The following is a 21,525-nucleotide window of genomic DNA, read 5'->3' on the forward strand; positions in this document are numbered from 1 at the left end:
CCCTTGCTTCGGATGCTCCAAGCCGGATCGATGGCGGCGCTCGCGGGCTGCAAGGGTCCGCTGTCTACCCTCGACCCCTCGGGACCGGCCGCTGCTTCGATCGCCACGATGTGGTGGGTGATGCTGATCGGCGCCGGGGTTCTCTTCCTGCTGCTCATGACGCTGTTCATTCAGGTCGTCCGCCGTCCGGGTTGGGGATCGAGCGTTTCGCCCACGCGCTGGATCGTGATGGGCGGTCTGGTGCTGCCGGCCGTGGTGCTGCTGCCTCTGCTGGCGTATGGCCTGGTGGTCGGCGAGCGACTGCTGGCGCTGCCGGGCAGCGCGCCGCCGCAACGCATCGAGGCCGTGGCGCAGCAGTGGACCTGGACCTTCCGCTACCCCGAGCGCGGCGGCATCGAGACGCGCAACGTCCTGCTCCTGCCCGCCGGCACACCGGTCGACATGGTGGTGACGAGCAAGGACGTGATCCATGCCTTCTGGGTGCCGCGCTTTGCCGGCAAGATCGATGCGGTGCCCGGCAAGGTGAACCGGCTGCGCATCCAGGCCAACGAGCCGGGACGCTACGAAGGAACCTGCGACGAGTTCTGTGGCACGGGCCATGCGCGCATGCGCTTCGTCATCATCGTGCATCGACCGGAGGACTTCTCCGCAGCGCTGACGCAGGCCACCACGGCACCGGAGGCCAAGCAATGAGCGGAACCGACGACGCGCGGGCAGAGGGCAGCGCATTGCGCCTGCACCGGCAACTGAGCCGGATCTGGGCCACCGGGCCGGGATGGCAGCGCTTCGCCGCCGTCAATCACTCGGTCATCGGCGTGCGGATGATGGTCACGTCGTTCGTCTTCTTCGCCATCGCCGGTGTGCTGGGCATGCTGACGCGGGTGCAACTCTCCACCCCGCACTCAGGCTTTCTCGACCCGGAGACCTACAACCAGGTCTTCACGATGCACGGCTCGATGATGCTGTTCCTCTTCGCCATTCCGATGGTGGAAAGCTTCGCGGTCTACCTGACGCCGAAGATCCTCGGCACGCGCGACTTCGCCTTTCCGCGGCTGACCGCCTACGGCTACTGGTGCTATCTGTTCGGCGGCACGATCCTGACCTGGTCGCTGATCGCCGGCGTCGCGCCCAACGGCGGGTGGTTCATGTACACGCCGTTGAGCTCCAGGGCCTTCACGCCGGGCATCAACTCCGACGTCTGGCTGCTCGGCATCACCTTCGTCGAGATCTCGGCGCTGTCGCTCGCGGTGGAGATCACCGTCTCGATCCTCAAGATGCGCGCGCCGGGCATGTCGCTCGACCGCATGCCGATCTTCGGCTGGTACATCCTGGTGACGGCGATGATGATGATCGTGGCCTTCCCGCCGCTGATCCTGGGCTCGATCCTGCTCGAGATCGAGCGTGCATTCGGCCTGCCCTTCTTCGATCCGACGCGCGGCGGCGACTCGCTGCTGTGGCAGCACCTGTTCTGGCTCTTCGGCCATCCGGACGTCTACATCATCTTCCTGCCGATGGCGGCGGTCCTGTCAACCATCATTCCGGTCTTCGCCAACCGGTCGCTGGTCGGCTACCGCGCGATCGTCGTCGCGATCATCGCGCTCGGCTTTCTGAGCTTCGGCATCTGGGTCCACCACATGTTCACCGTGGGCATCCCGCACCTGGCCCTCGCCTTTTTCTCCGCGGGGTCGGCCATCGTCGCGGTGCCCACCGCGGTGCAGATCTTCGCGTGGCTTGCGACGCTGTCGCACGGCAAGCCTCGCTGGGACGTGCCGATGCTCTACATCTTCGGCTTCTTCTTCGTCTTCGCAATGGGCGGCCTGACCGGCGTGATGCTCGCGATGGTGCCCTTCGACTGGCAGGCGCACGACACCTACTTCGTCGTCGCCCACATGCACTACGTGGTGGCGGGCGCGCTCGCCTTCCCGATGATGGCCGGGCTCTACTACTGGCTGCCGCTGCTGACCGGGCGCGCCGCGGTGCATCGCCTGTCGGTGCCTGCCTTCTGGCTGATCTTCATCGGCTTCAACCTGACCTTCTTCATGATGCACCTGACCGGCCTGATGGGCATGCCGCGGCGCATCTACACCTACAACGGCGACGAAGGCTGGAACGCACTCAACCTGCTGTCCTCGGTCGGAAGCTTCGTGATGACGATCGGTTTCGGCCTGCTGGTGATCGACCTGATCGTGCAACTGCGTTACGGGCGCCGCGCGCGGCGCGACCCCTGGCGTGCCCAGACCTTCGAATGGGCGATGCGGATTCCGCCGGCGCCTTATGCCTTTGCATCGATCCCGCACGTGGGCGTGCAGACCGATGGCGTCGCACCGGGCGATCTCGCACTGAGCCTCGCACGCGGCGAAGGCTATCTGGGTTTCGTGCGCAACGGCTGGCAGGAGACCATCGGCGTGCACGCGACGAGTGGCAAGCCCGACCAGTTGGTCGTGCTGCCGAATCCGACCTATCTGCCGCTGGTCACCGCCATCGTCACCGCGGGCGCCGTGCTGGCGATGCTGTTCAGCTTCTACTTCCTGTCGCTCGCGCTGGCGCTGGTCACCTTCTGTCTGTTCATCTTCGCGGGGCAGCGTGCCGGCCTGCCGCGCGACTACGGCCCGCTGCCTGTGGGGCTCGGCGTCTCCGTGCCACCCCACACCGAGGTGGCCAGTTCGCCGGCCTGGCTGTCGCTTATCTGCTCGTTGGTGGCCAACGGCACGCTGTTCACTTCGCTGGTGTTCGGCACCTTCTACCTGCGGCTCGCCGGTGCCCATTGGCAGACGATGACGCCGCCCGAACCGAGCCGCCTGCTGGCCTTCGGCGCCATCGCCGGCCTCGCGGTCGCGGCGGTGGCGTCACGCGGCGCGCTGAAGGCGGTCATCGCGGGGCGCAGCGCGATGGGCTGGATCGGGCTGACGGCGCTCATGCTGCTGGCCACCATCGTCGCCACCGTGGGCCTGATCATGGGCCTCGCGCCGCGTCCCACCGAACATGCGCTCGGGTCGACTGCTGCGGCGTTGCTCGGCTACGTGGGGCTGCATGCCTTCATCGGCCTGCTCTTCCTCATCAGCAACGTGCTGCGCATCGGCGCCGGCTTCGTCTCGCAAAGGCGGCACACGGACCTGCGACTGACGCGCCTGTGGATCGACTACACGCTGGCGACGGGCGTGATCGCGCTGGGACTGGTGCTCGCACTGCCTGCGCTGGTGACGGTGCTTGGAGTGCGGCCATGAGCGACGCGCCGGACCGCTCCAAGCAAGCTCGCACCGCAGTGCGAAGCACGGAGGTTGTCCAATGAGCGCCGTATGGGTTCCGCCGCGGCGTCTCTGGTGGCTCGCGGCCGGCTTCGTCGTCTGGTGCATCGCGCTCGTGATCCTCTACGCGCTGCACGCCATCGGCTGCGCCTTTGGCTGGCCAGCCGGCGCGCTGCGCTGGAGCCTCGTCATCGTGTTCCTCGCGCACCTGGCCGTGATCGGATGGATGTGGGGCAAGTTCGCCAAGGGATCGCCCGACCCCGCGACGGACAAGACCGGCAGCTTCCTGCACGACGCCATCGTCTGGGCGACCATTGCCGCCTTCGCCAGTGGGGTGCTCGCCCTCGGGCCCCCGCTGCTGCTCACCACATGCATTTGAGGTGACCCATGCCTTTTCGCGATCTCGTGCGCAAAGCCGTGTGGTCCGTGATCTATCTGCTATTCATCCTGGCTCCGCTGCTCGCGCTGCTCACGGGGGCTCTGCCACCGAGCCGCAATTTCTGGACGGAGTTCTCGGTCGCGCTCGGCTACTCGGGGTTGGCGATGATGGGCCTGCAGTTCGGCCTGACGGCGCGCTTCCGCCACGTCACCGACCCGTGGGGCGAGGACGTCATTTACCACTTCCATCGCCGCATCTCGCTGATCGCGGTCGGGTTGGTGGTGGTGCATCCGCTCATCCTGATTGCGGCCGGATCCGAGAAGCTCGCACCGCCCGAGTCGCTCCGGGACGTGCCACTTGGCGCGGTCTTCGCGGTGATCTCCATCGGCTCTCTGATCACGCTGGTGATCATGGCCCTGTGGCGCACCCGTCTGAAGATCAGCTACGAGTTGTGGCACATCGCCCACATCGTGCTCGCAGTGGTCGCTGTCGGCGGCGGGCTGGTCCACATGGTGGGATGGGGCTTCTACCTTGCGGATCCGTGGAAGCGCGCCTTGTGGATCGGCATGACGATCTTCTGGATCGGCCTGCTGCTCTATGTGCGCCTCGTCAAGCCGCTCTTCATGTTGCGCCGGCCGTACCGCGTGGCGGAGGTGCGCCAGGAACGCGGCGACACCACGACGCTGGTGATGCGGCCCGAAGGCCATCCAGGCTTCCGCTTCAGGCCCGGCCAGTTCGGCTGGCTGACGCTGTGGGGAAGCCCGTTCAAGATCACCGGGCACCCGTTCTCGTTCTCGTCGAGCGCGGAGGTCGACGATGGCCGCGTCGAGATGACGATCCGCAACCTCGGCGACTTCACGAGCGCGATCGCCAAGGTGCCGGTCGGCCAGCGCGTGTACCTCGACGGGCCCTACGGCGCCTTCACCATCGGCAATCCGGCGGACATGCACGTGCTGATCGCGGGCGGCATCGGCATCACGCCGATGGTGAGCATGATCCGCACGCTGGTCGACCGCGGCGACAAGCGACCGTTGATCCTGCTCTACGGCAGCAAGGATTGGGAGTCCGTGACCTTTCGCGAGGAACTGGAGGCGCTGCAGAAGCGCATCGACCTCACGGTGGTGCATGTGCTCTCGCTGCCTCCGGAGGGCTGGGTCGGCGATAGCGGCTACATCAACGCCGAGATTTTCAGGCGCCACCTCCCGCCGGGCTATGCCGACCACGAGTACTTCATCTGCGGCCCGAACGTGATGATGGATGCCATCGAAGCGGCGCTCGGCGAGATGAAGGTGCCCCTCTCCAAATACCACTCGGAGCGCTACAGCTTCGTCTAGGAGGTTCCGATGCGCCGCTTGTTCGCCGACCGGCTGGCCCTCGCCACAGGCATCGTCGTGGTGTTCGTCTCGATCGCGTTCGCGTTCTGGCGATCGAGCGGATCGTAGTTATCGCGTCCCCGCCCCGCGCGTCGAATAGTTCACCAGAGGGCCCGGGCCGACGGCAATCGGCGGGCCCGGATCATTGCTCGGCAAAGAGGAGGCCTGGGGAGGTGCGCGCACGGGCTCGTACCTCGGTCCAGGTCCGGGAACGATCGGCGGCCCCGGATCCGGGACTGCCTGCCTGGGCAGCGCCGGACTGCTGCCAGCGGCAACCGGTGCGCCGAGCGGCAAACGCGAATAGTCGTACAACGGGCCAGGACCGGCGGCGATCGGCGGACCGGGGTCAGGCTCCCCGCTACGACGCTCGAGCGGTGGTGCCACTGCGCTGATGGGTGGGTCGTCGTCGCGATCCCGGCGGGCTCTGCCCGCATAGGAGCTTCCCTTCGAAGTACGCGCAGTGGGGCGAGCCTCGGTCCTGACGCTCGGCGTGATGGCAACAGGCTGTTCGGCAGGCGGTGAGGACGATTCAGAAGAGCCGCCTGCGGCGCCGCGCCCCGGAAGCAAGGCATGGAGGGGCGACGTGGACTCGTCGGGCCGGATTGCCGCCGGTGCCGTGCCGTCGGCAACTGGGGGCGCCGGCGCTGCAGGTGCCGACGAACTCGGCAACATGCTCATGACCGGAGCCAGCAAGCCCATGATCTCCGCTTTCAGTGGCGGCGCACCAGGCCTGTTCGTGACGTACAGGCACCACAACGTGAAGCCGACGATCATGGCGATGCCCCAGTAACCCGCTTTCAGCCAGAAGGCTGCCGTCTCCGCAGGCAGCACCGGCACGGCCGCGTTGCCTCGCGCCGACGCGCCGGAAGCCGGGCGATGCGACATCACAGGGTCGAGCGCGGACGGCCCGGACGGCTCGAAGCCGGGCAAGGGACGCGCGCATCCGGTGCAGAACTTGGCTTTCGCCCGGTTGGGGCTTCCGCAGGCGCTACAAACGACCGACTCCGACATTGACATCAACCCCCTGAAAGACAGCGAAACTCTCTTTTTGCACGACTGCCGCGCGCTGTATGTCAGCAACTTCCTACGCTGCGCGTCCGGCGGCTATTGGTTTACCGATGCCGATAGCGAGAGACAGCGAAAGCAGGCCATTGCACGAGGTCCAGCAAGTTCAAGGCCCGTCCTTCTCCCAGCCGGCCGTGAACGGGTAGCGCGCCTCCCACGATTCCACGAGGCGCGGCTCCGCATCGACTCGCCTGACGACCTCCGCCATTCGCGGGGCCTCCCGGTAGAAGCGCAGGCGGCGAGGCTGCCAGCGCGAGACCACCGTCACATACAAGTCCAGCACGCTGAGGCGATCGCCCAGCAGGTAGCGCGGCCCGTGAGGCATCTGCGCGTCCATGATCCGCCAGCACTGCGCGATACGTTCTGCACTCCGCTCCGCAACGACGGCCTCTGCATCCGGCGAGTCGGCGAGCCGGGACGGATCGTCCCGCACCCAGTACATCGCGTAAATGGCCCCGGAGACGAATGCCATCCATCGCAGATACTGCGCGCGCGATGGGTCGTCGGGACGAGGCGCCAGGGCGGCCTCGGGGTATCGGTCGCCAAGCCAAATCAGGATCGCCGCGCTCTCGGTCATGATTTCTCCCGAAGGCAGAACCAGCACCGGGACCTGCCGCATCGGATTGACCGGGTCCAGCTTCTCGCGCTCCGAGTCGCCCTCCCAAGGGGCAACGTCCACCAGCTTCACGGGCACGCCGATCAAGCTCAATGCGGCGTACACAGGCGTTGCGCCGGAGCCCGGGGCGCCGTAGAGGGTGAACGCGGAAGTGGTCATGATGAACCCTAACCTACCCCTGCACGCTCAGACCCTTTGTAGGATTTGGGCGCGGCCGCAGGCTCGACGGCGCGTCCCCGATGGCCTCATCGCGCTGGTCATCAATTGCGGCCGGCGTGCGATGCACGCGTCGCTCGGCCGGGGGGCGACGCCGGCGGGCTGGCCGGCGAAGTGCCCGTCGCAGGCTCAGTGGACTGGCCGTTGCCAGCTGCTGCTGTAGTCCTTGTCGGTGTACAGCGTCCAGAGCGCCAGCGCAGCGATCACGATGCCGCTGAATACCGCGGCCAGCATCGCCACTTGCAGCGCGCTGAAACCGAGAACCCAGGGAGAGATCACCAGCCACACGCCCAGCGCGCATTCGGTCCATTCCTCCCAGGCGCGCGGCACGATCATCGCGCCCAGCGCGGCCGCAATGAGCGCCACGCCCACCAACACGGCGTTGGCCGTGGGCGCCACCACGTCCTGAAAGCCCAGCGCCCAGGGCGATAGAACAACCCATACCCCCAGCAGGGCATTGACCACATCCTGCCAATGCTTCAGTCGCTTCATGACACACCTCCTGCCGCCGGACAGACCGCGGAGCGCGCCAAGCGGCAATTGGTTGGATTACGCAGGATCAGCCGTGTTCCGCCGGCTTGACGATTCGCCGGTCGAACCAGTCGTCCAGCATCGCCTTCTCGTAGCGCAGGCGGTCGCCGACCGGATAGCGGTTGACGGTCATCAGATAGTTCAGGTCGGACACTCGCTCCTCCGCGCTCGACAGCAGTTGGTCGCCGCGCGTCAGCGTGTAGCGCAATTGGATGCGCGGCCAAGTAACTTCGCGCAGGATGCGGATATCGGGGTACGTGCGATACCGGAAAGGCTCGAACCAGCCGGCAAGGTCGATGTCGAGCACCTCGATACGCAGCGAATCGCCCGGCGGGAGACCGCGATCGGCGAGCTGCCTCAGGTGGCGCTCGATATCGCGCAGCACCGGTGCGCGCTCCTGCTCGCCGCCATACGGGCGCGAGTAGATGGCATCCCTGAAGGTTTCCGGATGCACGAAGACGACGGACAGATCCGCCGAATGTGCAGCGACGCTGGCGCACGTGGCAAGCATCGCGACGGCCGCGAAACTGAAGGGGCTGGACATGGCGCCCTCCTTCTTGAAGTTCAGCCTCCCTCTGACAGGTCGCAAGCGCAAGGGTTCCGTACAAACGCGCAGACAGTGCGAAACAAAGTAAACGACACCGTCCACACTTTGGAGGATGACGTCGTCATCCCCGGACTTCCCAATAGTCTGGACATCATCACCGGCCCAGCCACCAACACGCGGCGCAATGCGTGGCCACCGGCGAACGGAGACACACAGACCCCACCCTCTGAAAGGGAACGCGCCTTGGATTCAACCGACGTAGCCAGACATTGGGAAGCCAACGCCGAAGCCTGGACCCGGCAGGCCCGCAGCGGCTTCGACATCTTTCGCGATGCGGTCAACACGCCCGCCTTCATGGCCCAGTTGCCGGCCATCCAGGGGCGGGAAGGCCTGGACGTCGGATGCGGCGAAGGCTCCAATACACGGCAACTCGCGCGGCGCGGCGCAAAGATGATGGCGGTCGACATCGCCCCGACCTTCGTCCGGCATGCGCAGGAGACTGAGTGCAAGGATCCGCTGGGCATCGAATTCCGCGTCGGCGACGGCATGGCGCTGCCCTTCGTTGAAGAGTCCTTCGATTTCGTCACGGCCTTCATGTCGCTGATGGACATGCCCGACCCTCAGCGCGCCTTGCGGGAAGCGAACCGGGTGCTGCGGTCCGGCGGTTTTCTCCAGTTTTCCATTCTTCATCCCTGTTTTGTGCCGCCGCATCGCAAGGTGCTGCGCCGGCGCAATGGCAAGACGCGCGCCATCGAGATCGGCGACTACTTCGCAACGACGACGGGAAGAGTGGACACCTGGTGGTTCTCGATGCTGTCCAGGAAGCAGCGGCAGAAGGTCGCGCCGTTCCAGACGCCCATCTTCCATCGGACGCTCAGTCAGTGGATCGACCTTGTCGTCGGCGCCGGTTTCGCGATCGAGAAACTGGGCGAGCCGACGGCCGGGACGGCACCGGGTCGTCGCGAGGCCGTGCTGGAAGACACCGAGGTGGCGCCCCTGTCGCTCATCGTGCTCGCGACGAAGCGCAGGGCTGTGTCCGGCCCTTCCCCTGCCCCTACTCCTTGACGGAGCCCGTCAGGCCCGAGACGTAGTACTCGACGAAGAACGAGTAGATGAAGGCCACCGGCAACGACCCCAGCAGCGCGCCGGCCATCAGCGGGCCCCACTGGTAGACGTCGCCCTGCACCAGTTCGGTCACCACGCCCACGGGCAGCGTCTTGATCTCGGACGACGAGACGAAGGTCAGTGCGTAGATGAATTCATTCCACGACAGCGTGAAGGCGAAGATGCCGGCCGAGATCAGCCCGGGCACTGCGAGCGGCAGCACGATCTTCACGAGAATCTGCCAGCGGCTGGCACCGTCGATCAGCGCGCACTCCTCCAGCTCGGCCGGTATCGAGCGGAAGTAGCCCATCAGCAGCCAGGTGCAGAAGGGAATCAGGAAGGTCGGATAGGTCAGGATCAGCGCCAGGCGCGTGTCGAAGAGGCCGAGGTTGAAGACTACGTTCGCCAACGGAATGAACAGGATCGACGGCGGCACCAGATAGGCCAGGAAGATCGCGAGCCCGGTCTGGCGCGAGCCCCTGAAGCGCAGCCGCTCGATGGCATAGGCAGCGAACACCGACGCCGCCAGCGAGAAGAAGGTGGAGACCACGGAGACCAGCACGGTGTTCCAGAGCCATTCCGGATAGGCAGTGTCGAAGAGCAGTTTGTGGAAGTGCGCGAGCGTCGGCCCGATCACCCAGAAGGGATTGCCTTCGCGCGACAGCAGTTCGGCTTCGGGCTTCACCGAGGTGATCGCCATCCAGTAGAACGGGAACAGCAGCACGATGAGAAACACGAGCAGCGGCAGGTACACCGTGATCGCCTTGCGCGGCACGGTCTCCAGATAGCTCATGCCGACAACGTCGATCTGGCCGGGCTTCGTGCTCATTTGTCAGATCCCCCCTGTTGCCACGCCCGCCGCTGGAGGCCAAAGAAGCTGAACATGATGCAGGCCAGCAGGAAAGGCACCATCGCAATCGCGATGGCCGCGCCTTCGCCCAGGGCACCGCCCGAGATGGCGCGCTGGAAGGAAAGCGTCGCCATCAAGTGCGTCGCATTGAGCGGCCCGCCGCGCGTGATGACGTAGATCAACTGGAAGTCGGTGAAGGTGAACAGCACCGAAAAAGTCATCACCACCGCGATGATCGGCGTGAGCAGCGGCATCGTCACGTGGCGGAACTGCTGCCACGGCGTCGCGCCATCGATGGCCGATGCCTCGTAGTACGACGGCGAGATGGTCTGCAGGCCCGCGAGCAAGGTGATGGCGACGAAGGGCACGCCGCGCCACACGTTGGCGGCGATGACAGCGAAGCGCGCATTCCACGGATCGCCCAGAAAGTCGATGTACTTGTCGATCAACCCCATCCTCATCAGCGCCCAGCTGATGATCGAGAACTGGGAGTCGTAGATCCACCAGAACGCGATCGCCGACAGCGCGGTGGGCACGATGTAGGGCAGAAGGATGACGGCGCGGAAGAAGGTCTTGAAGCGGATGTTCTTGTTCAGCAGCACCGCCAGCCACAAGCCGAGGAAGAACTTGAACACGCTCGCCACTGCCGTGTAGAAGAGCGTATTGAACAAGGCCAGCCGCGTGACGGCGTCGTTCCAGAGGAACTGGTAGTTCTCCAGCCCGATCCACTCGCCCGGCCGGCCGACCTTGGCGTCGGTGAAGCCCAGCCAGGTGCCGAGCCCGAGCGGATAGGTGAGAAACAGCAGCAACAGCACCGCCGCCGGCAACATGAACATGAAGCCGAGGGCGTTGCGGCTGTTCTGGAGCTTGGCCAGTCGCGTGGTCATCGAGTCCCGTCGGAAGGCTTCAAACCTTGTAGTAACGCTCGGCGCGTTTTTGAGCGCGCTCCGCCGCTTCCTTGGGCGTCTTGGAGCCGCTCGCTGCCTCGGCCACCATGTTGGGAATGATGAAGTCGGCTGCAGCGCCGGCCGATGCGTAGCCCAGCTTGCCCTCGTAGCCTGCCGGACGCAGGTTCTTGACCGAGTCACGGTAGGGCGTGTTCTTCGGATCCGACGTCCAGATCGGGTTCGCCTCGTAGGCGCGCAACGGCTGCGCGACATAGCCGCCGCCCCCCTTGAGCCAGTCGTCGAACTGCGGGCGCTCCATCATGAAGCGCAGGAACTCCTTGGAGGCCTGCGGGTACTTGGTGTACTTCATGATCATCTGGTTGAAGAACAGATGCGACTCGGTCGGCACGCCCACCGGCCCGACGGGGAACACGGCGTGGTTGATGTCGGCGGCCATCTCCTTGACCTTCGGATCGGACGAGTTCTTGGCGGTGTAGTAGATCGAGATGCCGTTGTTGGTGACGCCGATCTGCCCGTCGAGGAAGGCCTTGTTGTTGTTCGGGTCCAGCCACGACAGCGTGCCGGGGATGAAGTTGGCATAGAGCTCCTTGGCGTATTCCAGTGCCTTGAGCGTCTCGGGGCTGTCGATCACCACCTTGTTGTTCTTGTCGACCAGCTTGCCGCCGAAGGACCAGATGAGCCAGTTGGTCCACACGCTGTCACCGGTCGCGTTGCCGAGCGCCATGCCGCCGGGGGTGCCCTTGTCCTTCATCGCCTTGTAGAGCTTGAGAAAGTCGTCGGTGTTCGTCGGAAACTTGTCGAAGCCTGCCGCCTTGACCATGCTCTCGCGATAGACGATCAGCGAGCCGGATGCGCCCAGCGCCAGGCCGATCCACTTCTTGCCGTCCGGCCGCATGAACATCTCGGCAGCCGGATACCAGCCGCCGTATTTCTTGCCGAGGTATTCGGCGAGGTCTGTGACGTCGAGCAGCTTGTCCGGATACAGGTTCGCGTCGTCGTTGGTGGACAGGATGATGTCCGGGCCGGCACCGGTATTCGCTGCGACGGCCGCCTTCGGCCGCACGTCTTCCCAGCCTTCGTTGTCGACGCGCACCTCGACGCCGGTGGTCTCGGTGAACCTCTTGACGTTCGCCATGTAGGCGTCGATGTCGCCCTGCACGAAGCGGCTCCAGCGCAGCACGCGCAGCTTGGCGCCCTTCTCGGGCTTGAAAGTCAGCGTCTGGGCATTCGCCAGCGGCGAGAAGATCGCGGTGCCGACGCCGAGCGAGGCAGCGGCGGCAATCCCGGCCGAACTTTTCAGAATCTTGCGGCGATTGAAGTCACTCATTCATGTCTCCTGTTGTTGAACGGCCAGAAAGAAACTCAAGCCACCAGCCGCTGGCCGGTGCCTGCGTCGAAAAGGTGCGCTCGCTGAAGGTCGGGCTGCAGGCGAATCGTGCTGCCCGGTGCGAAGTCGTAGCGCTCGCGGAAGACCGCCGAGATCTCGGCGCCTTCGTGACGGCATGCGACGAAGGTGTCCATGCCGGTCGGTTCCAGCACGACCACTCTTGCGGGTATGCCGCCGTTGTCCGATAGGCTCAGGTGCTCGGGGCGGGTGCCATAGACGACGGGCTGGCCGTCGACGCCGCCCGCAAGCAATGGAGCATCGAGGTGCGTGCCGTCCGCCAGTTCGACCTTCGCCGCGCCGGCACTGCGCCGCAGCGTGCCCGGCAGGAAGTTCATGGCCGGCGAGCCGATGAAGCCGGCGACGAACTGGTTGGACGGATGGTCGTACAGCTCGAGCGGGCTGCCCGTCTGCTCGATGCGGCCGTCGCGCATCACCACGATCTTGTCGCCCATGGTCATGGCCTCGATCTGGTCGTGCGTGACGTAGATCGACGTGGTCTTCAGGCGCTGGTGTAGTTCCTTGATCTCGCTGCGCATCGCCACGCGCAGCTTGGCGTCGAGGTTGGACAACGGTTCGTCGAATAGGAAGACCTGTGGGTCGCGCACGATGGCCCGGCCCATCGCCACCCGCTGCCGCTGGCCACCCGAGAGCTGGCGCGGATAGCGCTCCAGCAGCGGCGTGAGCGCGAGGATCTCCGCCGCGCGGCCCACTTTGGCCTCAATGGTTGGCTTGTCGGTCTTTGCCAGCGCCAGTGCGAAGGCCATGTTGTCGCGCACCGTCATGTGCGGATACAGCGCGTAGTTCTGGAACACCATCGCGATGTCCCGCTCCTTCGGCGGCAGGTCGTTGACGCGCTTGTCGCCGATGCGGATTTCGCCGCCGTTGATCTCCTCCAGTCCGGCGATCATGCGCAGCAGCGTCGACTTGCCGCAACCCGACGGGCCCACCAGCACGGTAAAGGAGCCGTCCTTGATGTCGATGTCCACCCCGTGGAGGATGGGCACATCACCGAAGTTCTTCTTGACTGCCTGGATCGTGACACTGGCCATGCACTGAAGTCCTGAAAGTTCGCGGGTCGACGCAACGACACGGAAGGCTCCACGTCGCAACCGCGGAGTATTGGCATTGCGACAAACCCGCGCATCAGGGCAAACCGGTACGCATTAACCCCCGTAAATTTGTATGATGACCTGATAACCGAGCTCACTTCCTCCACCGCCGTCCGGACTTCGGCCCCATCCCAGCCCCTGCAGTTGATCGTCGATCGGCTGTCGGATCGGTTGGCGGCGCTGTTGAGCGCTCAGATCGAGTCCGGTACCCTGCAGCCCGGCGATCGGCTGCCGACCGAGCAGCAACTGGCCTCGGCGCACGGCGTCTCGCGCACGGTGGTCCGCGAGGCCGTGCATCAACTCAAGTCCAAGGGAATGGTGCAGTCGCGCCAGGGCTCGGGCGTCTACGTGGCGCCGCGGCCGGTCAACCTGCCCCTGGCCTTCGACCCGACCGTGCTGACCTCCGTGCAGGCCGTCGTCCACGTGGTCGAGGTGCGGCGCGTGCTCGAAGGCGAGATCGCCGCGCTGGCCGCCGAGCGGGCCACCCGCGCGCAGATCGCGGCATTGCGCCGGGCGCTCAAGGCCATCGACGAGGCCGTGGCGGACGGCCGCGACGGCGTCGCCGAGGACCTGGCCTTCCACCGCGTGATTGGCGAATCGACCGGCAACCCGCAGTTCCGGCTGCTGCTCGGCTTCCTGGAGCAATACCTGCGCGAAGGCATGCGCATCACGCGCGGCAATGAAGCCCGGCGCATCGACTTCATGACTGCGGTGCAGGGCGAGCACCGCGCCATCTTCGAGGCCATTGCCGCGCACGACCCCGTCGCGGCGCGACTTCGTGCAAATGAACATCTGATCCGCGGAGAGCAGCGGCTTGTCGAAGGCGGCATCATCGATGGCCGCCGTCGGCAGGCAGCGGCCAGGGCCGTGCGCGCTGCGGTCTCTTCCACCCCACGACCTCGCAAGCAATGAAGGAGACTCCATGAAACTCATGATCACCGGGGGCGGGGGATTCGTCGGCGCGCGCCTCGCACGCGCGCTGCTGAAGCGCGGCATCTTGGCGGGCGAGCGCATCGATCGCCTCGTCCTGACCGATATCGCCCCACCGCCGGCCGACCTGCTCGCCGATGCGCGCGTCGAAGCGCGCACCGGACCCCTGCTTGCGCAGACCGACGCGCTGCGCGAAGAGCCCTTCGATGGCGTTTTCCACCTGGCGTCTGCCGTCTCCGGCGAATGCGAGCTCGATTTCGACCTGGGCCTGCGCTCGAATCTCGACAGCACGCGTGCGCTGCTCGATGCCATCCGGGCGCACGTCAATGCCGGCGGCAAAGTGCCGCGCGTGGTGTTCTCCAGTTCGGTCGCGGTGTTCGGGCCCGACCCGGCCGTGCCGCTGCCGAAGATCGTGGCCGACGACACCCTGCCCGCGCCGCAGACGTCCTACGGCACGCAGAAGCTGATCTGCGAGCACCTCATTGCCGACTACACGCGCAAGGGCTACGTCGACGGCCGTGCCGCGCGGCTCATGACCGTGACCGTGCGCCCCGGCAGGCCGAACGGCGCAGCGTCGTCCTTCTTCAGCGGCATCATCCGCGAGCCCTTGGCGGGCGTGGACTCGATCTGCCCCGTTTCACCCGACGTGTCGCATCCGGTGTCGTCGCCGTCGCGCACGGTCGATGGATTGATCGCCGTCTACGAATCCAGCCGCGATGCTTTCTGCGGCCGCACCGCGCTCAATCTGCCGGCGCTCAACGTGCGTGTCAGCGACATGCTCGATGCACTCGAAAAGGTGGCGGGCCCGGCCGTACGCGCCCGCGTTCGCTTCGAGCGCGACGAGCGCATCGCCGGCATCGTGGCCAACTGGCCGAGTGGCGCGTCGGCCGCACGCGCCGCGCGGCTCGGGCTGCATCCGCATGACAACTTCGCCGACATCGTCCAGCAGTACATCGACGACTGCGCGGCCCTGCCAAATGCTAGCGAGACCCTGAAGGGAATGTCCTGATGAAACCCACAAGCAAGAAGACAAAGAACAAGGCCAAGAACGCACCCAAGGGCGCGCTGGCATTGCGCTCCCAAGCCTGGTTCGACAATCCGGCCAACGCCGACATGACCGCGCTCTACCTGGAGCGCACGATGAACTTCGGCCTCGGCTTCGACGAGTTGCAGTCGGGCCGGCCGATCATCGGCATCGCGCAGACCGGTTCGGACATCGCACCCTGCAATCGCCATCATCTGGTGCTGGCCGAGCGCACGCGCGAGGGCATTCGGGATGCGGGCGGGATCGCCTTCGAGTTTCCGATCCATCCCATCCAGGAAACCTGCAAGCGCCCCACTGCCGCGCTCGACCGCAACCTGCAATACCTGTCGCTGGTCGAAGTGCTGTACGGCTATCCGATCGACGGCGTGGTGCTGACAACCGGTTGCGACAAGACCACGCCGGCCCAACTCATGGCCGCCGCGACGGTGGACATTCCGGCGATCGCGCTCAACTCGGGGCCGATGCTCAACGGCTGGTACGAGGGCGAACGCACTGGCTCGGGCACCATCGTCTGGCGCGCGCGCGAGATGATGGCGGCGGGGAAGATCGGCTATCAGGAATTCCTGAAGCTGGTCGCATCGTCCGCACCGTCCACCGGGCACTGCAACACCATGGGCACGGCGTCGACGATGAACTCCCTCGCCGAGGCACTGGGCATGACGCTGCCGGGCAGTGCCGCCATTCCGGCGCCCTACCGCGACCGCCAGGAGATGGCCTATTTGACCGGCAAGCGCATCGTGGAGATGGTCCGCGAGAACCTGAAGCCTTCGGACATCCTCACCCGCGCCGCATTCGAGAACGCGATCGTCGTGAACTCCGCGCTCGGCGGCTCGACCAACGCACCGGTGCACCTGATCGCCATCGCGCGCCATGTCGGCGTCGAGCTGACGGCGGACGACTGGGAAAAGCACGGCTACAAGATTCCGCTGATCGTCAATCTGCAGCCGGCGGGCGAGTACCTCGGCGAAGACTATTACCGCGCGGGCGGTGTGCCTGCAGTGGTCGCCGAGCTGATCGCGCAGGGCAAGATCAAGCCAGCCCTCACCGCCAACGGCAAGACGCTCGTCGAGAACTGCGAAGGCCAGTTCACCAGCGACCGCAAGGTGATCTTCCCGTATGCGAAGCCGATGAAGAAGAACGCCGGCTTCCTCAACCTCAAGGGCAACCTGTTCGATTCCGCGATCATGAAGACCAGCGTGATCACGCCGGAATTCCATTCGCGCTACCTCGAGGACCCGAAGGACCCGATGGCCTTCGAGGGCACCGCCATCGTCTTTGACGGCCCCGAGGACTATCACCGCCGCATCGACGACCCGAAGATGAAGATCGACCCTAAGAGCGTGCTCTTCATGCGTGGTGTCGGGCCCGTCGGCTATCCGGGCGCGGCCGAGGTGGTCAACATGCGCGCGCCGTCGTACCTCCTCAAGAAGGGCATCACGGCCCTGCCCTGCATCGGCGACGGCCGGCAATCGGGCACCTCGGGCTCGCCGTCGATCCTCAATGCCTCACCCGAAGCGGCGACCGGCGGCGGACTGGCGCTGGTGCAAACGGGCGATCGCGTACGCATCGACCTGAAGAAGCGCACGGCGAACATGCTGGTGTCCGATGAGGAACTGGCCAAGCGCCGCGCCAGGCTGGAGGCTGCGGGCGGCTATCCGTACCCGGCGAGCCAGACGCCGTGGCAGGAAATCCAGCGCGGCATCGTCGATGAGCTGTCCGAAGGAATGGTCCTGAAGCCTGCGGTGAAGTACCAGAAGATTCACGCGACCTTCGGGATTCCGCGGGACAACCACTAGGGCCGCGCGAGCATCGTCAGCATCGGCTCCCCAACTCGGTCTTGCTCTCCTGCAGCGGCCTGACGCCGCGGGCGAGCAAGGGCTGCGCGACCCGAGTGGTGAATCGGCGCAGGTCCTTGGGGGTGTCCTCGCCGTTCCACGAAACCTCCAGTGCCAGTGCGCCGCCCGGCAAGCTCCAGCGTTCGATCTTGACGTCCTTGGCCTCCATCCGCAGCACCTTGCTGCTGCAGCCGGTCGGCCGCGCCTCGAAGCCCGGCGGCGCGACGGTGCGGACAAGGCCGTCGGCCGTGCAGCTGTATGAATAGTTTTTCTTGAGAGCGCCCTCGGCCGTCCAGCCGACATCCACCTCGCTCTTGCGCTTGGTTGCCGCCGGGAAGGCGCAGCGCAAGGCGGTGCCCACTTCATTGCCCTGCAAGGGCGCGGCACTGCGGAGCTTGTACATCGATTCGGTCTTGGAGCCGCTGCTGCGCTCTCGCACGATGACGCTGGCGCCCGGCGGCAGGTCGGAGGCCTGCGCGGTGGAGAAATAGCGGACCTCGAACTTCTCGTGCTTTCCCGCCGGGAGCCGCAGCAGGGTGGCAACTTCTTCGATGCTGCCGGGGCCGCCGTCGGCTGGCGCCCAGCGCAGCGCGTACTCGGCGCCGCCAGTTGCCAGCGCCGCCGGTGCGACGCATGCCGAGGCGACCGCAGCGAGCAGCGCACCCGACCACGCTTTCAATGACGGTGCGACGGCCATCGATGCCTTCGGAGTCAGCCCTTGGACTTGTGCTTCTTCTCGCGGGACGCGCTGCCGTCCAGCACCAGTTTGGCGGGATCGAGTTCGCGCTTCGCGAGATCCTTCATCAGCCCCTCGTCGCTGAGATCGATGCGGTGCGACAGTTCCCAATCGGCGCGCGCCGTTTCCTCCAGCCGCTGCACGGTGCCGGCATGGTCGGTCTCGATGGCCAACTCGCGACGGCCGTCGAAGCTGCCCGGCGCCAGATTGATCGAGCCGACGATCGCGCGCTTGCCATCGGCAAGCATCATCTTGGCATGCAGCTTGAGGTGCTTCATCGTGTGAACCTTGGCGCCCACGTCCTGCAGGATGCGCAGGCCGCCGACCCCTTCGATCAGCTTTTCCGCCTTGAGCGAATGCGGCGGCTTGGTCAGGATGTGAACCTTGACACCCCGCGTCGCGGCGCGCACCAGGCGCTCGATGATGACGGTGTCCTGGTAACGCTCGTTCTGCACCCAGAGCGAATGCTTCGCCCCGTCGATGAATGCCGCGACACGCACGCGGCCGTTGTCCGGACACCAGATCAGCGGCGACTCCGGGTGCGGCTTGAAGTCCTGCTGCTCCCAGTCGGCATCGAAGCAGGCCACCATTTCCTTCGTTTCGAGGTCATGGGTGGTGATGACCGCGTAGTCGCGCGTCTCGGTCAGGTCCCTGGGCTCCCAGTTGAGCGACTCGACAAAGCCGACCTGATGATCGACCACCATCGATTTCTGGTGCGTGAGATCGAACTTCGGGTTGCTGTCGCGCACTTCGATGCCGGCATCGATCAATGCCTTGCGCGCTTCCTCGTTCTCGCTTTCCCCGCTGCGACGCGCCGGATTCAGCATCACGCGCACTTTCACGCCGCGCTGCTTGGCGGCGATCACCGCCGACAGCAAGGTTTCGTCGGTGAACAGGAACATCCGGATCTGCAGGGCATCCTTGGCCGCGTTGATGGCGTCGAGGATGGGCTTGGCGGTGTCGTCGGGCAGAACGATCAGACGATGGGACATGATGGCCTCAGGCAGAAGCAGCCGCAGGGGCGGCCGGGTTTTCATACTGAATGCGGTGCAGTTCGGCATAGACGCCGCCGAGCGCGACCAGTTCGTCGTTGGTGCCTTCCTCGACCACGATGCCGTCCTTCAGCACGATGATCTTGTCAGCGTTGCGCAGGGTGCTGAGGCGGTGCGCGATCATGATCACGGTGCGGCCCTGCATCAGCCGCTCCAGCCCCTCGATGACGAGGCGCTCGGATTCGGTGTCGAGCGCCGCGGTCGGCTCGTCGAGGATCATGATCGGGCTGTTGCGGATCACGGCACGCGCGATCCCGATGCGCTGGCGCTGGCCGCCCGAGAGCGTGTCGCCGCGCTCCCCGACCAGCGAGTCGTAGCCGTGCGGCATGCGGCTGATGAACTCGTCGGCGTTGGCGAGCTTGGCGGCGGCAATGATTTCTTCCCTGCTCGCGCCGGGCTTGCCATAGGCGATGTTCTCGCCGATGGTGCCGCGGAAAAGCACCGTCTCCTGCAGCACGAAGCCGATCTGCGAGCGCAGGCCCGAGAGCTTGTGGCTGGCAATATCGACGCCGTCGATCAGCACCCGCCCGCCCTTCGGGTCGTAGAAGCGCGGCATCAGGCTCACCACCGTCGATTTGCCGCTGCCCGTCGGCCCGACGATACCCACCACCTGGCCCGGCTTGATGTTGAAGGAGACATCGCGCAGCACCAGCGGCTCGTCGCCGTAGCCGAAGGCCACGTGCTCGAAGGTGATCTCGCCGCGGGTTCGACCCGGCTCCGTGGCGTCCGGACGCTCGTGGATGATGTTGTCGGCGCTGAGGATCTTCTGGATCCGCTCCAGTGCGACGGTGGTCTGGGCGATCGTGCTGGCCATGCTGGCGAGGTCCTTCACCGGCTTGAAGAACTTGCTCAGATAGGCCAGGTACACCGTCAACGCACCCGCCGTCATGGTGCCGGCGACGATCAGCGCGGTGCCTTTCCAGAGCACGATGCCGGTGCACAGCGCCACCACCACCGCAACCACCGGTGAGAGCAGAGACTTGATGCGGCGGGCGCGCAATGCGGCCTCGGTGGAGGCCAGGCTCGCAGCTTCCATGTGGGTCACTTCGAGATCCTGCCGGCCGAATGCCTTGACCGCGCGCACCTGGCCCAGCCCTTCCTGAACGACGGCGACGATCTCGCTCTGGCGCAGGCGCACCTCGCGCGTGACCTCCTTCACCGCCTTCTTGAAGCGAAAGACGAACAGCAGCAGGAAAGGCATCACCGCGATCGCGATGAGGGTGAAGTCCCAATCGAGCCAGATCATCAAGCCGAGCATGAAGACGATCGTCACGACGTCGACCAGGATGCCGAGGGTCGAGGAGGAGGCGAAGCTCTGCACCGTCGAGACATCGCTGGTGATGGTGGACATCAGTGAGCCGGTCTTGGCGTTGTCGTAGTAGCCGAGCGACAGCCGGTGCAGGTGCTCGTAGATTCGCAGGCGGAGGTCGTTGGCAACGTACTGCCCGATGCTGGTGGTGTAGTAGTTGTCGATGTAGGTGGCGATGCCGCCGATAACGGCGATCATCAGGGTCGCGATACCGGCGAAGAGCGCCACGCCGAGCGTGTGCCGGCCGATGCCGAGTTGGTGCGCCCATTCGAGCCACGGGGGCAGGTGGTGGTTGCCCAGCGCATCGTCGAGCACCAGCTTGAGCGGCCAGGGCGATGCCAGACTCATGAGAATCTCGACCACCATCGCGGCGAGCACGATGGCCAGCCAGCCGCGGTAGGGCTTGACCAGGCCAAACACCATGCGTCGCATTTCCTGCTTTTGCGATTGCTCTGCGCGTTGGCCGGAACTCGCGGACGCTGCCGTCCGTTCCGGCGCAGTTCCCGCTTCCGTGGACACGGGCGGGACGGGGGGAATGGGTTGGGACATGCGATGGACCATCCGATGGCCCGGTCGCGGGCCTTCCGACGAATGGTAGGCGCGGAACGCGCGCGCGAAAGCGGTCCGCGCACTTACCTAGCACGTACGTAGTGCCACCTATCCCGACGAGGCCACGGAACCCGCGTCAGGTCATTTCGCCGGCGCGCCACCCGGCGGGAAGCCCGCAAACATCTTGTCGAGCGCCGCTTGCAGCAGGGCCGTCATCCTGGCGGTATCGCTGTCCAGCGTTCCGCTCGCCGAGCCGCGCCAGATCGCCTGCTTGCGCGAGCCGTCGTACATGTCGACCACCAGAGTGCCCACTTCATAGGTGTCGACCCGCGCCCCCGTCGCGGGAGGGCCGAAGCCGCCCCAACCGATGTAGCCGACACTGGAGGTGTTCGCGGTCTGCCGCTCCGAGGTGGTGACCCGCGCGGCAACGTGCACGTCGCCGTTGGGTACGAGCTTCCATCCGTTGCGCTGCAGGCGCGAATCGACGCCGTCGACGATGCGCTGCTGCACCAGCGGCGAAGCGACACCCTCCGGCCTCGCTATCCAGCTGTAGGTGCGGAAGCGGGCGAAGTTCGTGCCGGGGTCGAAATCGGTCTTGACACTCGTCGGCGTGCTCGCGCAAGCCGACAGGAACACGGCAAATCCCAGCGCAGCAAATCGTCCCATCATGTTGACTCCAGAGGCTGTTGATGAAAGTTGGCTGACGAGCGATCTGCAACGTCGAAGTCAGTTTAGCGGT

Annotated in this window: 20 protein-coding genes; 9 read left to right on the forward strand and 11 right to left on the reverse strand. The window is 65.7% G+C overall.

What is annotated here, in order from left to right:
• Positions 1-12 precede the first annotated feature (12 nt).
• The 5 genes from coxB (at position 13) to QTI24_RS23525 (ending at position 5,787) form a co-directional block, all read left to right on the forward strand.
• Complete coding sequence (gene coxB / locus QTI24_RS23505) at positions 13-693, forward strand: cytochrome c oxidase subunit II (protein ID WP_286603873.1); 681 nt, start codon at positions 13-15, stop codon at positions 691-693.
• Entirely contained in the window at positions 690-3,224 is a 2,535-nt protein-coding gene (ctaD, locus tag QTI24_RS23510; RefSeq protein WP_286603736.1) for a cytochrome c oxidase subunit I, read from the forward strand. Before coxB ends, ctaD begins: the two co-directional genes overlap by 4 nt.
• A gap of 61 nt (positions 3,225-3,285) precedes the next feature.
• Positions 3,286-3,624: a hypothetical protein gene (locus QTI24_RS23515; protein ID WP_286603737.1), complete on the forward strand. Its 339-nt coding sequence runs from the start codon at positions 3,286-3,288 to the stop codon at positions 3,622-3,624.
• 8 nt (positions 3,625-3,632) lie between these two features.
• Positions 3,633-4,958: a ferredoxin reductase family protein gene (locus tag QTI24_RS23520; protein WP_286603738.1), complete on the forward strand. Its 1,326-nt coding sequence runs from the start codon at positions 3,633-3,635 to the stop codon at positions 4,956-4,958.
• Between the two features lie 622 nt (positions 4,959-5,580).
• Positions 5,581-5,787, forward strand: coding sequence for a hypothetical protein (locus tag QTI24_RS23525; RefSeq protein WP_286603740.1), 207 nt, complete (start codon positions 5,581-5,583; stop codon positions 5,785-5,787).
• A gap of 381 nt (positions 5,788-6,168) precedes the next feature.
• Here QTI24_RS23525 and QTI24_RS23530 read toward each other — a convergent pair whose 3' ends face one another.
• From QTI24_RS23530 to QTI24_RS23540, 3 genes are all read right to left on the reverse strand, one after another.
• Positions 6,169-6,837, reverse strand: coding sequence for a glutathione S-transferase family protein (locus QTI24_RS23530; RefSeq protein WP_286603742.1), 669 nt, complete (start codon positions 6,835-6,837; stop codon positions 6,169-6,171).
• A gap of 186 nt (positions 6,838-7,023) precedes the next feature.
• Positions 7,024-7,386, reverse strand: a complete 363-nt coding sequence (locus QTI24_RS23535; protein WP_286603743.1) for an SPW repeat protein — start codon at positions 7,384-7,386, stop codon at positions 7,024-7,026.
• Positions 7,387-7,453: 67 nt separating this feature from the next.
• Positions 7,454-7,879, reverse strand: a complete 426-nt coding sequence (locus QTI24_RS23540) for a DUF3016 domain-containing protein (RefSeq protein WP_286603744.1) — start codon at positions 7,877-7,879, stop codon at positions 7,454-7,456.
• Here QTI24_RS23540 and QTI24_RS23545 point away from each other — a divergent pair.
• Positions 7,874-9,037 (forward strand): class I SAM-dependent methyltransferase, encoded by a 1,164-nt coding sequence (locus tag QTI24_RS23545; protein WP_286603745.1) that lies wholly within the window; start codon positions 7,874-7,876, stop codon positions 9,035-9,037. The two genes, QTI24_RS23540 and QTI24_RS23545, sit on opposite strands and share 6 nt — an antisense overlap.
• On the opposite strand, the gene QTI24_RS23550 is transcribed toward QTI24_RS23545, so the two are convergent.
• Genes QTI24_RS23550 through QTI24_RS23565 form a run of 4 tightly spaced genes read right to left on the reverse strand, consistent with a single transcriptional unit; the run spans position 9,027 to position 13,270 of the window.
• Positions 9,027-9,905: a carbohydrate ABC transporter permease gene (locus QTI24_RS23550; RefSeq protein ID WP_286603746.1), complete on the reverse strand. Its 879-nt coding sequence runs from the start codon at positions 9,903-9,905 to the stop codon at positions 9,027-9,029. The two genes, QTI24_RS23545 and QTI24_RS23550, sit on opposite strands and share 11 nt — an antisense overlap.
• A complete protein-coding gene (locus QTI24_RS23555; RefSeq protein ID WP_286603747.1) occupies positions 9,902-10,813 on the reverse strand; it encodes a carbohydrate ABC transporter permease in 912 nt (303 codons plus the stop codon). The genes QTI24_RS23550 and QTI24_RS23555 overlap by 4 nt, the downstream gene beginning before the upstream one ends.
• Before the next feature lie 19 nt (positions 10,814-10,832).
• Positions 10,833-12,161, reverse strand: a complete 1,329-nt coding sequence (locus QTI24_RS23560) for an ABC transporter substrate-binding protein (RefSeq protein ID WP_286603748.1) — start codon at positions 12,159-12,161, stop codon at positions 10,833-10,835.
• 35 nt (positions 12,162-12,196) lie between these two features.
• The gene (locus tag QTI24_RS23565) at positions 12,197-13,270 is read right to left on the reverse strand and encodes an ABC transporter ATP-binding protein (RefSeq protein WP_286603750.1); all 1,074 of its coding nucleotides are present in this window, start codon (positions 13,268-13,270) and stop codon (positions 12,197-12,199) included.
• Positions 13,271-13,501: 231 nt separating this feature from the next.
• On the opposite strand from QTI24_RS23565, the gene QTI24_RS23570 reads away from it, so the two are divergent.
• From QTI24_RS23570 to QTI24_RS23580, 3 genes are read left to right on the forward strand one after another with little or no spacing between them, the layout of a single operon-like run.
• Entirely contained in the window at positions 13,502-14,242 is a 741-nt protein-coding gene (locus QTI24_RS23570; RefSeq protein WP_286603874.1) for a FadR/GntR family transcriptional regulator, read from the forward strand.
• 10 nt (positions 14,243-14,252) lie between these two features.
• On the forward strand, positions 14,253-15,269 hold the full coding sequence (denD, locus tag QTI24_RS23575; protein WP_286603752.1) for a D-erythronate dehydrogenase: 1,017 nt from the start codon (positions 14,253-14,255) through the stop codon (positions 15,267-15,269).
• Positions 15,269-17,101 (forward strand): IlvD/Edd family dehydratase, encoded by a 1,833-nt coding sequence (locus QTI24_RS23580; RefSeq protein WP_286603753.1) that lies wholly within the window; start codon positions 15,269-15,271, stop codon positions 17,099-17,101. Before denD ends, QTI24_RS23580 begins: the two co-directional genes overlap by 1 nt.
• 16 nt (positions 17,102-17,117) lie before the next feature.
• Here QTI24_RS23580 and QTI24_RS23585 read toward each other — a convergent pair whose 3' ends face one another.
• The 4 genes from QTI24_RS23585 to QTI24_RS23600 all read right to left on the reverse strand — a co-directional run bounded on the left by QTI24_RS23585 (position 17,118) and on the right by QTI24_RS23600 (position 21,455).
• Positions 17,118-17,837: a hypothetical protein gene (locus QTI24_RS23585; protein WP_286603754.1), complete on the reverse strand. Its 720-nt coding sequence runs from the start codon at positions 17,835-17,837 to the stop codon at positions 17,118-17,120.
• 14 nt (positions 17,838-17,851) lie between these two features.
• On the reverse strand, positions 17,852-18,868 hold the full coding sequence (locus QTI24_RS23590; protein ID WP_286603755.1) for a phospholipase D-like domain-containing protein: 1,017 nt from the start codon (positions 18,866-18,868) through the stop codon (positions 17,852-17,854).
• Between the two features lie 7 nt (positions 18,869-18,875).
• A complete protein-coding gene (locus QTI24_RS23595; protein ID WP_286603756.1) occupies positions 18,876-20,660 on the reverse strand; it encodes an ABC transporter ATP-binding protein in 1,785 nt (594 codons plus the stop codon).
• A gap of 267 nt (positions 20,661-20,927) precedes the next feature.
• A complete protein-coding gene (locus QTI24_RS23600) occupies positions 20,928-21,455 on the reverse strand; it encodes a DUF4136 domain-containing protein (RefSeq protein WP_286603757.1) in 528 nt (175 codons plus the stop codon).
• Between the last annotated feature and the right edge of the window lie 70 nt (positions 21,456-21,525).

The organism is Variovorax sp. J22P240 (assembly GCF_030316855.1).
Classification (GTDB): Bacteria; Pseudomonadota; Gammaproteobacteria; order Burkholderiales; family Burkholderiaceae_C; genus Variovorax.

Coding starts and splice junctions, on each gene's coding strand:
- QTI24_RS23600 (WP_286603757.1), bottom strand. CDS start 21,455: ATGATGGGACGATTTGCTGCGCTGGGATTTGCCGTGTTCCTGTCGGCT.
- QTI24_RS23530 (WP_286603742.1), bottom strand. CDS start 6,837: ATGACCACTTCCGCGTTCACCCTCTACGGCGCCCCGGGCTCCGGCGCA.
- QTI24_RS23560 (WP_286603748.1), bottom strand. CDS start 12,161: ATGAGTGACTTCAATCGCCGCAAGATTCTGAAAAGTTCGGCCGGGATT.
- QTI24_RS23585 (WP_286603754.1), bottom strand. CDS start 17,837: ATGGCCGTCGCACCGTCATTGAAAGCGTGGTCGGGTGCGCTGCTCGCT.
- coxB (WP_286603873.1), top strand. CDS start 13: ATGCTCCAAGCCGGATCGATGGCGGCGCTCGCGGGCTGCAAGGGTCCG.
- QTI24_RS23545 (WP_286603745.1), top strand. CDS start 7,874: ATGCACGAAGACGACGGACAGATCCGCCGAATGTGCAGCGACGCTGGC.
- QTI24_RS23555 (WP_286603747.1), bottom strand. CDS start 10,813: ATGACCACGCGACTGGCCAAGCTCCAGAACAGCCGCAACGCCCTCGGC.
- QTI24_RS23535 (WP_286603743.1), bottom strand. CDS start 7,386: ATGAAGCGACTGAAGCATTGGCAGGATGTGGTCAATGCCCTGCTGGGG.
- QTI24_RS23515 (WP_286603737.1), top strand. CDS start 3,286: ATGAGCGCCGTATGGGTTCCGCCGCGGCGTCTCTGGTGGCTCGCGGCC.
- ctaD (WP_286603736.1), top strand. CDS start 690: ATGAGCGGAACCGACGACGCGCGGGCAGAGGGCAGCGCATTGCGCCTG.
- QTI24_RS23565 (WP_286603750.1), bottom strand. CDS start 13,270: ATGGCCAGTGTCACGATCCAGGCAGTCAAGAAGAACTTCGGTGATGTG.
- denD (WP_286603752.1), top strand. CDS start 14,253: ATGAAACTCATGATCACCGGGGGCGGGGGATTCGTCGGCGCGCGCCTC.
- QTI24_RS23590 (WP_286603755.1), bottom strand. CDS start 18,868: ATGTCCCATCGTCTGATCGTTCTGCCCGACGACACCGCCAAGCCCATC.
- QTI24_RS23580 (WP_286603753.1), top strand. CDS start 15,269: ATGAAACCCACAAGCAAGAAGACAAAGAACAAGGCCAAGAACGCACCC.
- QTI24_RS23550 (WP_286603746.1), bottom strand. CDS start 9,905: ATGAGCACGAAGCCCGGCCAGATCGACGTTGTCGGCATGAGCTATCTG.
- QTI24_RS23520 (WP_286603738.1), top strand. CDS start 3,633: ATGCCTTTTCGCGATCTCGTGCGCAAAGCCGTGTGGTCCGTGATCTAT.
- QTI24_RS23595 (WP_286603756.1), bottom strand. CDS start 20,660: ATGGTGTTTGGCCTGGTCAAGCCCTACCGCGGCTGGCTGGCCATCGTG.